Below are 10,865 nucleotides of genomic sequence, written 5' to 3'. Positions count from 1 at the left end.
GAAATCAGTTAATTCGTGAACTATGACTAAAAAATTGACGCAGATCAGTAGGATTTCCGAAAAATCTTTGCTTTGCAATGCTTTGATAAATATATCGATGATCAAAGCAGCAAAGCAATTAGAGTTTTCGAAATCCGTAAGTGACAAGACAATTTTTAGTCATAGCTCACGGATTTTTGATATATTGGCAGACAAAATATGATTTCTAAATAACCAGACATATGAAATATTATGGGCATACATCAATTTGAGGTATGGGAAGTCTTAGTCAGTAATCCGACAGCATTAAGAGGGATCCGGTACAGTTTACAGAACAGAAAAAGAGGACACCCGACGGGCATCCCCTTTCCTTTTGAAAGCTCTTTTATTTGTAATAGAAGTGAACTATTATTTTACAGTAGCTTTAACTTTAACCTTCTTGCTACCAACCTTAATAGTAACGGCTTTCTTCTTAGCCTTCTTTGCACCCTTCAGAGTAAGAGTTGCTTTACCCTTAGCATACTTAACGTTTGTCAGCTTAAGAACTTTGCCCTTAACGGTGATTGTATCAACGAAAGCTTTCTTCTTATTCTGAACCTTAGATGCCTTGATAACTAACTTAGCTGTCTTACCCTTCTTAACGGTGATAGCCTTCTTAGCTGCTTTAACCTTCTTGGCTGAGTTGCGGACATAAACCTTGATCTTAGCAGAGATAGCCTTACCATTTGCCTTTGTAGACTTCAGAGTAACTGTTGTAGAAGCACCCTTTACAGCCTTCTTAGGAACCTTGATTGTTACCTTCTTACCTTTAACCTTTACAGTTGCAACCTTCTTAGAAGCTGTTGTAGCCTTAACGATTGCTGCACCGGATGTATTCTTAGCTGCTGTAGCCTTGAATCCAACCTTTACAGACTTGCCAGGAGCTACTACTACCATCTTCTTAGCTGTTGTAAGCTTGCTTGTACCAAGTACAGACTTTGTAGAAACAGCTGCTGGTGTAGCTGTCTTAACGCCTGCTGGTGTTGCTGTCTTAGCAACAGGAGCTGTAGCTGTAGCCTTAGGAGCCGGAGTGATCTTAGCTGCCTCAGCTGCTCTAACGCCTACTGCAGATACTACAGATACTTCATTGCCCTCTGCATCTGTTGTCAAAAATGCCTTCTCAGGTGTCTTACCTTCCTGGATACCAGTTACAGTAAATGTTACAGAAAGAGACTCCTCGAAGCCGAACTCGCTGTTAGGATCGAACTCATCCTTTGTAGCAAAGTCGCCATTGCCCCATCCCCACTCATTGCGGATCTCGAGACGATAGTTTCCTGTATCCTTCTCAATAAGACCTTCGTACATCTTAGACTCGTCAGCCTTGAACTCCTTACCATCACACTTGATGATTACGTTGGAGATAGCAGCCTTAGATGCATCCATCTTATCAGATGTGCAAAGTCCAAGAATATCTACGCAGAATACCTTAGCACCCTTAGCAGCGTTTGCTACATCGGTAGACTTGAAATCAGACTTATTGATAGATACTGTGTATGTACCGTTTCCGGTTACAACGGCATCTTCACCCTTGTTCTCATTCCAGCAACCCCAACCATAGTTATCATCTGTGAACATCAGGTATGCCTGATGACCCTTATCAAGATCAGCCGGTGCAGGCTTTGCAGGAGGATCTGTAGGTGCTTCTGTCGGCTCTACAGTTGGCTCTGCTGTTACAGCCGGTGTTGTTGTAACCTTAGCAGGTTCTGTTACAGCCGGTGTCTCTGTAGCCGGATTCTTAGATGGCTCTGTAGACTCTACAGGTGTGTAACCAGTGTTAGTTACATCAAATACATATGAAAGAGTCTCAATCTTCTTAGCCTCTCCGTTCTCACGGTAAGAAATCTCATCTGCGCTGCAATAGAGATCCTTGTCACCATTTGTATACAGAACATTTTTTGGAGACTTACCATCCCAGATGTTAGCCATACCATTCTTGGTATCAGATGTAATTTCAATGACTTTGTTTGTCTCGAACTCAGTACCATTAACGATTACAGATTTAACAGTAATCTTAAGTGTAGAATCAGCATTTGTCTCTACATATCCCAGATTTCTAAGACCTGTAGCATCCTTAGCTGTCTTAAACTCTGCTGTGTACTCACCATCACCATTTACCAATTTAACATCAACTGATTCATTGTCCCAGCTATTTGTGTTGGTATTTGTCCATGTGAATGATGGAACTTCGTCTGCAGCATTTGCTGCGTTTGTAGTTACGTTTACTCCTGTCACTACCATAGCAGCAGACAGAAGCAAGGAAAGAGCTTTCTTCATTCCTTTTGTTAACTTCATTTCTTTTCCTCCTTAAAATTTCCCCCAATATCGTTTTGGGTATGTTTGATTTTTAAGAAGTGAACATAACCTTCGGCATCCGCAACTGCCGACAGCTATACCACTTCCATTACGCATAATATAATATCAACTTTTCAACAAATAAGATATATACAAATTTACCAATCCGAATCGGTCATTTTTGTATTTTATGTCCAATAACGCCACATTTTTGAAATATTTTGTACTTTTTCCATAATTTTATTTTATTTCCTTTATTTTTATAGGATATTTTGCACAAGAAAAATTTACTAAAAAGCGCTGCGTCCATCCTGCAGGCGAACACAGCGCAATAAATGACTATTCTAATTGAAATATACAAGTTCTTCTTTCGGTTTCTGAGCGGCTGTAACCTCTTCGGCATAGAATACAGGTCCCTCTTCTCCGTACTCTTTGCGGAACTTAAATTCGAGTCTTGCCGTGATCGTGACATAGCTGCCATTAGCAAAACCGGACCAGTCATCTGCTTTACAAAGGAAACCAATAAACTGCACATCATCGGCACAGCAGGTCATTGCATGGCGTCCAAATATTACATAACCTGCTTCCAGTCCTTTTGCCTTCTGTATCCGTCCGGTCAGATGCAGTGTCTTGCCATCATATATGGACTGATGATCGATCATATCGACATACCAGAGACCGAAGTCATCCTCTTTGATGTCGATCACGTCCGCATTGACATCGAACGGCATCTCGTCCTTCATCTCATAGAAGGCATCGTCCTCTGACTCATACACGATCTGTGCTCGCGGATTGACTGCCTTGACGCTTCCGCGGATCGCATTCTTGTTGGTATTCTCCACGGTACAGCGGTTAACGATGACCATCTCGGACACCTTATAATGCTCTACCATCATGGACGGCATATTTCGGGTATATAATAAGAATGTTTCGTCATTTACCACATCGATGGTCTGGAAATATACTTCTCTGTCAAAGCAGATTTCCTCCAGAGAATCATACATTTCCGGAATATGCACGGTCGGCCACATTCCGTTGTACTCGATAATGATGCGGTCCGGGCGGTGCTTTTTAAGGAACTTCTCGATCACTTTGCCATTGAAAGATTCTTCGTCCTCAATGTATTCACAAGCCGCATGTGTCTGATCCAACAATGCCTGCGGATATTCCTCCTCGCCTTCCTCACATACAAGGATCAGTGTTTTTGATTTGTCATCAAACAGCTCGTCCACCAGAAGGTCTCTGATCAGGCTTGTCTTTCCTGCCTCCAGAAAGCCCATGATGACATATACCATCATCTCCTGTTTCTGTTTTCCAAACATATTAATCTCCATTCCGCAGATGACCTGCCGCAATGAAATGCACTGTGTATCTTTCACGCTTCACATATCGTGCTGCTCTGCGGCATCTGCATCGTTCTATTCTTCTTAGTCAAGCAGCTTTTATACGTGGAAGAGTTCTTTAAGCTTGTCTTCGTTCAGGTTTGCACCGATCACACAGATACGTCCGGTATAATCAGCCGCGCCGCGGCGAAGCTCTGTCTCCTCCGGTACCAGGTCAAAGTGGAACCACTCGCCCTCTGCAGGAGTAACGATACCCTTGGCACGAAGCACTTCTCCGTACTCGCCGCCCTTTGCAAGCTTGTCAAGGATCTCTTTCAGCTCGTCCTCTGTAAACTTATGCGCTGTTTCTACGCCCCAGCTTGTAAACACATCGTCTGCATGATGATGGCCCTCATGGTCGTGATGATGTCCGCAGCCACACTCGCCATCGTGATGGTCATGGTGATGACCGCAGCCACATTCTCCGTCATGGTCATGGTGATGTTCATGTTCCTCGTGATCGTGATGGTGTCCACAGCCACATTCTCCGTCATGATCATGATGATGTTCGTCGTGGTCATGATGGTGTCCACAGCAGCATTCTCCGTCATGATGATGGTGCTCATGCTCCTCCATAAGCTCCTTCTCGAGAGAGTTTACCTTCTCCATTGCCTCAAGAATATTCTTGCCATTAATATCATCCCATGGTGTTGTGATGATGGATGCCTCATCGTTCTTCTCGCGGATCATCTTGACACAGGTGTCAAGTTTGTCATCGGATACCTTCTGGGTACGACTTAAGATAACTGTGCCGGCATATTCGATCTGGTTGTTATAAAACTCCCCGTAATTCTTCATATACATTTTGCATTTCTGTGCATCAACAACGACTGCGGTGCTGTTGATCACTACACCATCACCGATATTCTGTACTGCCTTGATGACATCGGAAAGCTTACCAACACCGGACGGCTCAATGATAACACGATCCGGAGAATACTTCTCAAGCACTTCCTTTAAGGCGGCGCCGAAGTCTCCTACCAGAGAACAGCAAATACATCCAGAGTTCATCTCGGTGATCTGGATGCCGGCTTCCTTTAAGAAACCGCCGTCGATTCCGATCTCTCCAAATTCATTCTCTATGAGTACCAGCTTCTCGCCCGGAAATGCTTCCGCGATCAGCTTCTTGATCAGTGTGGTCTTTCCTGCTCCTAAAAATCCTGAAATAATGTCTATCTTTGCCATGATAATCCTCCATTTCTTTTATTGAATCGGCACTTCACTGTGCAAATGCCGGACTGCTTTTCTTCTATAATATATTATACATTTGTTGTCAACACCTACCGGCGGGCTGCACTGTGTGCCGCATACATGGCGATACTTGCAGCAATTGGCAGATTGAGACTGTCGATCCGGTCGGAATGCGGAATGATCACAGAGGTTCCGATATCGAGAAATTTTCTCGGAAGTCCTGTTGCCTCGTTGCCAAAGATCAACGAGTATGTTCCGGATGGACTAATCTCCGGCAAAGTGATCTTTGCCTGCAGCATAAACGGATATAATTCTCTCTCCCCGAACTGCTCCAGATATTCGTCGAAGCTGTCGAAATACTGAAATTGTGTGGAGAAGATCGCTCCCATGGATGCGCGGACCACCTTCGGATCAAACGCATCAACTGCCGGGCGGATGATCGCCATCTGATTAAGTTCAAAACCAAGTGCACTTCGCATGATCGTTCCCATGTTGCCCGCATTGGACGGATTGACAAGTACAATGTGGGATGCCCTGGGATCAAGCACATCCTCAAACTTGCGAAACTCTCCGATCACATAGCAGTTTTCTTTCTGGGAAAGAACATGAAAGATCTTGTCCGTCTGCTGGATCGGGATGCCTGCCTCCCCGCATATCCGGCGAAGCTTGTCGTAGGTTTCTCCCTCCTTCATTGCAGAGTGGACGTAGACCTTATTGACATATTCTGTCTTGTAACGAAGGAGTTCAAAAGTCAACGTAATCCCGAGGGAATACGAAACCGGATCGTCCTTGCGGTATCGTTTAAATCCTGCCATGTTTATCCTCTTTTCTTATCTGTTATTATCTCTTATGAAACGGAAGAAAACCGACATGCATCTGCTGCCGGCTGTATCCCTGTATCATCCTGCCGCGGCAATACTGACATGCTGTGTCAGATCTGTACGCAGACAGTTCTGTTATTCTGCTATAAAAATGTCCACCGAGATGGCTCCCGCATCCGAACGGAACGGAATGCTTAACATCTGGCACCCCTCGCCCTGATACCGGCCTCCCTCATAATAATCCGGCGGCGTGATGTCGATCAGAATGTTGTTGCTGGCAAATACGGTCGCTGCGTTGCCTGCGATCATATTACCAAGCTCGGAGATCGCGCTCTGACCGATCTCATCGATCGTGTCAACCGGCTGCATCATCATTTTGGATATGATTTCCAATGCCGTAGGATGCTCCATATTCAGGATCACCTTGCCCTGCAGTGCTCCGACCAGTCCAAGCTCAATGATAGAGGCATCCTCCGGATACTCCTCCTTCTTCACGTCCGGCTTACCGATGGTCAGATCCATCATACACACATCCTTGACCACCTTACATACGGATAAGATAAATGGATTAACATGCTCTGCTTTCACCATTTGACATTCCTCTCTTTCGTCCCTATGCTTTCTTTGTCCTAACTTTCAGTATAACAAATCTGCTCCCGGCTGTAAACAGCCTTTCCCGCAGACAATTTCTCCGCACGCTGCACCTTCAAAACGATCCGGAATGACATTCTCCTAGAGGGAAAAATCATTCCAGAAACTCTGATTGATATCAACCTTCTTGTCCTGCAGCCACTGGTTATATTTCTTAACAAACATGTCTGACTGACGCTGCTGAATGATGACCTCTTTCTGTTGACTGATCATATCCTGCGTGATCGCAGTCTCATCCTCCTCTGTACCAATTGCCGCACCGGACGCCGTCTTTGCTTTCTCATCAAGGATTGCCTGCCGTGCCTCCTCATCGGATACGTTGGTGTCCGCATCATCGGTCGCCACATAAAACATCTTCTCGGCAAGAAAGTTCTCCTGATAGATCTCGCTGATCTTCTGTACGGAAAGGGAATATGTCTTCTTGTCAGCTGCCGTCGCATTCTGCACAAGGCTTTCCGCCTGGCGAAGCGCCTCGTCCTGCTCGTCTGCAGACAGGCTGACCTCCTGCTCCTGTGCCACGCCGGAAATGACCTTAAGCTGCGTGATCATATTGACGATCTCCTGCTTTGCCTGATCTCCGATTGTTTCATTTTCACTGAGCTTGTAGTTCCAGAGCTCCTTGCCGAAGCTGTCCTCATACTGACACTTCAGGAAGTAGCAGTATGCCATGACTTCACTGTAGCGTACCTGATAATCCCCGACCATCATGACAACGGTGCCGGAAGAAATATCGCCCTTCTCCAGCTTTGATGTTTTCTTTTTGCCGCAGCCGGTGAATAATACCATCACTGCCATGGCGATGCACAGGATTGACATCCATTGTTTTCTCTGTATCATATTACCCTCATTTCTTCGCATTTGATGCGTCTGCCGGCTCTGCCGCGGCAAAGCCTGTTCCTTTCGTTTCCCTTTCGCCACCGCCGACTCCGGCGATTGCTTCCACTACACTTTCTGCTGCCGCAAAGATTCTCTCTGCCTGTAAACGTTTCTCCTTCGCCGCAGTACGACCGGTCACTGCCGCCGTACTTTTCCCTGTCTCCAGCGCTTTCTGAAGGTACAGGAAATGGGCGTCATTCCCGGAGATATAACGAAGCTTTCCCTCGAAGGCTTCGATCATTGCCGGTATCTTTGCCACGTCAAGCACGGCATCCGGCTGCATATAAAACCGGATCCCATCCGGCTTCTGTGCGATCTGCAAGATTCCGCTGCGATGGGCTGCCGCTTTGAGCACGGCAATCCGCAGCAGATTCTGCGCCGCATGTGGAATGTCTCCAAACCGGTCGATCAGTTCGTCTTCCATGTCGGAGCGTTCACCCTCATTCTCCAGAGCAGCGATGCGCTTATACATATCTAACTTCTGATATTCACTCTTAATATACGATGCCGGAATGAATGCGTCAACCTGCAGATCGATATTTGTGTCTAAATCTTCCTTTTCCGGCTGCTCTCCCTTCATGGTACGAACAGCTTCGCTGAGCATTTTACAATAAAGCTCATAACCGACCGCCTCCATATGACCGGACTGCGCCGCACCGAGCAGATTGCCGGCACCGCGGATCTCGAGATCGCGCATCGCTACCTTGATGCCGGAGCCAAGATCCGTGTATTCCCGGATCGCTGCCAGACGCTTCTCTGCAACCTCCCGCAGGATCTTGTCCTTCTTGTACATTAAGAAGGCATATGCGGTCCGGTTGGAACGTCCGACGCGGCCGCGAAGCTGATAGAGCTGGGAAAGTCCCATCTGATCGGCATTATCTATGATGATCGTATTTACATTGGAAATATCAAGTCCCGTCTCAATGATGGTGGTGGCGATCAGCACATCGATCTCGCCCTCGATAAAGCCCATCATGATCCGCTCCAGCTCGCGTTCGCTCATCTGACCGTGCGCAAATGCCACGTTGGCATCCGGCACAAGCCCGGAGATCTCCGATGCGACCTCGTCAATGTTGTGTACACGGTTATAAACATAATACACCTGACCGCCTCGCACAAGCTCACGGTTGATCGCCTCGCGGATGGTCTCGCTGCTGTGCTCCATAACGAAGGTCTGGATCGGAAGCCGGTCTACCGGCGGTTCCTCAAGTACGCTCATATCACGGATCCCGACGAGACTCATATGAAGTGTCCGCGGGATTGGTGTTGCAGAGAGTGTGAGGACATCCACATCGCCCTTCATCTGCTTGATCTTCTCTTTGTGGGTGACGCCGAAGCGCTGTTCCTCGTCCACGATCAAAAGGCCTAAATCTTTAAATGCCACATCCTTGGACAGCAGGCGGTGCGTACCGATCACAATGTCCACCTCGCCGCGTTTGAGCTTCTCGATCGTCTTTTTCTGCTGGCTCGGTGTGCGGAAACGCGACATCATTTCCACATTGATCGGATAATCACCGAGACGCTCCCTGATCGTATTGTAATGCTGCTGTGCCAGGATCGTGGTCGGCACCAGGAAGGCTACCTGCTTGTTGTCGTTGACTGCTTTGAAGGCAGCACGGATCGCAACCTCCGTCTTACCGTAACCGACATCGCCACAGATCAGGCGATCCATAACCTTGCCACTCTCCATATCGCGCTTGGTGGCAGCGATCGCATCGAGCTGATCCGCCGTCTCCTCATACGGAAACATCTCCTCGAACTCGGTCTGCCAGACAGTGTCCGGACTGAACCGGTAACCGGGCTGCTCCTGCCGCTTCGCATAAAGCTCGACGAGTTCTCTGGCGATCTCCTTTACGGCTCCGCGGACTCGCGTCTTTGTCTTTTTCCATTCGACGGTATTTAACTTGTTAAGCTTTGGCTTTCTGGCGGCATCCTGACTGGCGTATTTCTGAAGAACATCCAGTGATGAAGCCGGCACATAAAGATTGCCTCCGTCGCCGTACTCGATCTTTACAAAGTCCTTTGCAACATTATCTACCTTGATCTTCTCGATGCCGCGGTAAATGCCGAGTCCGTGGTTCTCATGGATGACATAATCCCCGACATTGAGCTCGTTAAAGCTCTGAATGACCTTTCCATTGTACTGCTTTTGTCGTTTCTTTGTCGTTCTGTTTTTAGCGCCAAAGATATCGCTCTCCGTCACAACCACAAAGCGAAGCTGTGTATAGGAAAAGCCTTTCGACAGCCTGCCGTAGCTTACCATGATCTCGCCCGGCTGCAGCGGCTTGTCGAGCGTCTCCCTGTAAAACGCCGGCAGATCGTACTCCCCAAAATCACTGGCAAGACGTTTTGCTCTTGTTCTCGAACCGCAGAGCATCAGAATACGATAGCCCTGCTGCCTCCACTTCTTCATATCCTCGACCAGCAATTCAAAATGCTTATTGTAAGAAGCAATCGCCTGACACTGCAGATGATAGTTTTCCCGTACGGTAAGATCCTTCGGGAGTCCGTCCAGCATTGTCAGATACAACGTGCTTTTCCGGCTGAGCATCGTGCTGACTGCCTCGGCACTGTATAAAACCTCCATCTGTCCCGGCAGCAAAAGTCCCTTTTCCAGACGGCTTTCCATGCTTTCCCTAAACTCTGCCTCGACCGCCTCCATCGCCTCACGGCATCGCACCGGCTCATCCACAACAAATAACGTCTCCGCCGGATCAAAGAAATTAAAGAAGGAGCCTGCCTCTGAATCAAAGTATAATAAAAAACTTTCCAGACCGGTGCCGCTGCGGGTATATTCTACACGCTCCCGCCATTCCTTCATCGTGTCGGCCAGACGATTGAAGGCTTCGAAGTTCTTTGCCTTCTTAAACTTCTCCTGCAGCTTCTTCTGTTCTTTGGCAATCTTTGCAAATCCCTGCCTCATCTGTTCCTGCGTCAGAATGATCTCCATCGCCGGAAAGATCACAAGCTCTGATACGCGCTCAATGGAGCGCTGGCTTTCCACATCAAAGGAACGAATCGTGTCGATCTCGTCTCCCCAGAGTTCAATACGGTACGGACATTCCCCGGTCGGCGGATAGATATCCAGAATGCCGCCGCGAATGGAATATTCGCCGGGACCGTCAACCTGCCCCTGTCTCTCATAGCCCATATCCGCCAAGCTGCGGGTGAGTTCCTCGAGATCAACCTGTCCCCCTTCTTCCAGACGCCTGCAGGACTTCTTATAGACAGATAAGGACTGCACATATTCCATCCCCGCCGTCATGGTGGTGATCACTGTGCCGCCCTCTTGATCGAATAGTGATTTGATTGTCTTTAGTCGTTCGGTCTCCACTGCATTGCCGTGTACATCGGCGCTGTAGAAGATGACGTCCTTTGCCGGATAGAACACGGCTTCCTTGTCGTACATCCGATAATCTGCCAGAAGTTCTCTCGCCTTTCTCTCGTTGGCAGCTACGATCACCGTCCACTTTTTGGACTGTGCCAGACCGCTGATGAGATGGCTCTTCTGACCATCGATGCAGCCGGATATCTGTACCGGCATCCTGCCGCGCTCAATGCATTCTCTGGCTCCGCCGTAGGCGTTTAACTCCTCCAGAGGTTTCCATAGGGTTTCCATTGATGATTGTCCTCT

General features: G+C 47.7%; 7 protein-coding genes. All 7 read right to left on the bottom strand.

All coding sequences use genetic code 11. From position 1 onward, the window contains the following. Window positions 1-387: 387 nt before the first annotated feature. The 7 genes from ACZLMD_RS08210 to mfd all read right to left on the bottom strand — a co-directional run bounded on the left by ACZLMD_RS08210 (window position 388) and on the right by mfd (window position 10,850). Complete coding sequence (locus tag ACZLMD_RS08210; RefSeq protein ID WP_489495525.1) at window positions 388-2,310, bottom strand: ribosomal eL19 family protein; 1,923 nt, start codon at window positions 2,308-2,310, stop codon at window positions 388-390. A gap of 344 nt (window positions 2,311-2,654) precedes the next feature. Next, window positions 2,655-3,644: a TIGR03943 family putative permease subunit gene (locus ACZLMD_RS08205; RefSeq protein WP_118561424.1), complete on the bottom strand. Its 990-nt coding sequence runs from the start codon at window positions 3,642-3,644 to the stop codon at window positions 2,655-2,657. A gap of 108 nt (window positions 3,645-3,752) precedes the next feature. Further along, the gene (locus tag ACZLMD_RS08200; protein WP_022307172.1) at window positions 3,753-4,877 is read right to left on the bottom strand and encodes a CobW family GTP-binding protein; all 1,125 of its coding nucleotides are present in this window, start codon (window positions 4,875-4,877) and stop codon (window positions 3,753-3,755) included. Window positions 4,878-4,972: 95 nt separating this feature from the next. Further along, the gene (locus ACZLMD_RS08195; RefSeq protein ID WP_022307171.1) at window positions 4,973-5,698 is read right to left on the bottom strand and encodes a TrmH family RNA methyltransferase; all 726 of its coding nucleotides are present in this window, start codon (window positions 5,696-5,698) and stop codon (window positions 4,973-4,975) included. A 141-nt stretch (window positions 5,699-5,839) separates the two neighbouring features. Beyond that, on the bottom strand, window positions 5,840-6,295 hold the full coding sequence (locus ACZLMD_RS08190) for a chemotaxis protein CheX (RefSeq protein ID WP_022307170.1): 456 nt from the start codon (window positions 6,293-6,295) through the stop codon (window positions 5,840-5,842). A 141-nt stretch (window positions 6,296-6,436) separates the two neighbouring features. Beyond that, window positions 6,437-7,192 carry a SurA N-terminal domain-containing protein gene (locus ACZLMD_RS08185; protein WP_022307169.1) on the bottom strand — a complete coding sequence of 252 codons (756 nt, stop codon included), beginning with the start codon at window positions 7,190-7,192 and terminating at the stop codon, window positions 6,437-6,439. 7 nt (window positions 7,193-7,199) lie between these two features. Then, entirely contained in the window at window positions 7,200-10,850 is a 3,651-nt protein-coding gene (gene mfd, locus ACZLMD_RS08180; protein WP_022307168.1) for a transcription-repair coupling factor, read from the bottom strand. Window positions 10,851-10,865: the final 15 nt, after the last annotated feature.

It is taken from the genome of Jutongia sp. (genome assembly GCF_057878315.1).
Note: the sequence above shows the minus strand (reverse complement) of the source record. Positions and strands in the feature narration are given on the sequence as shown.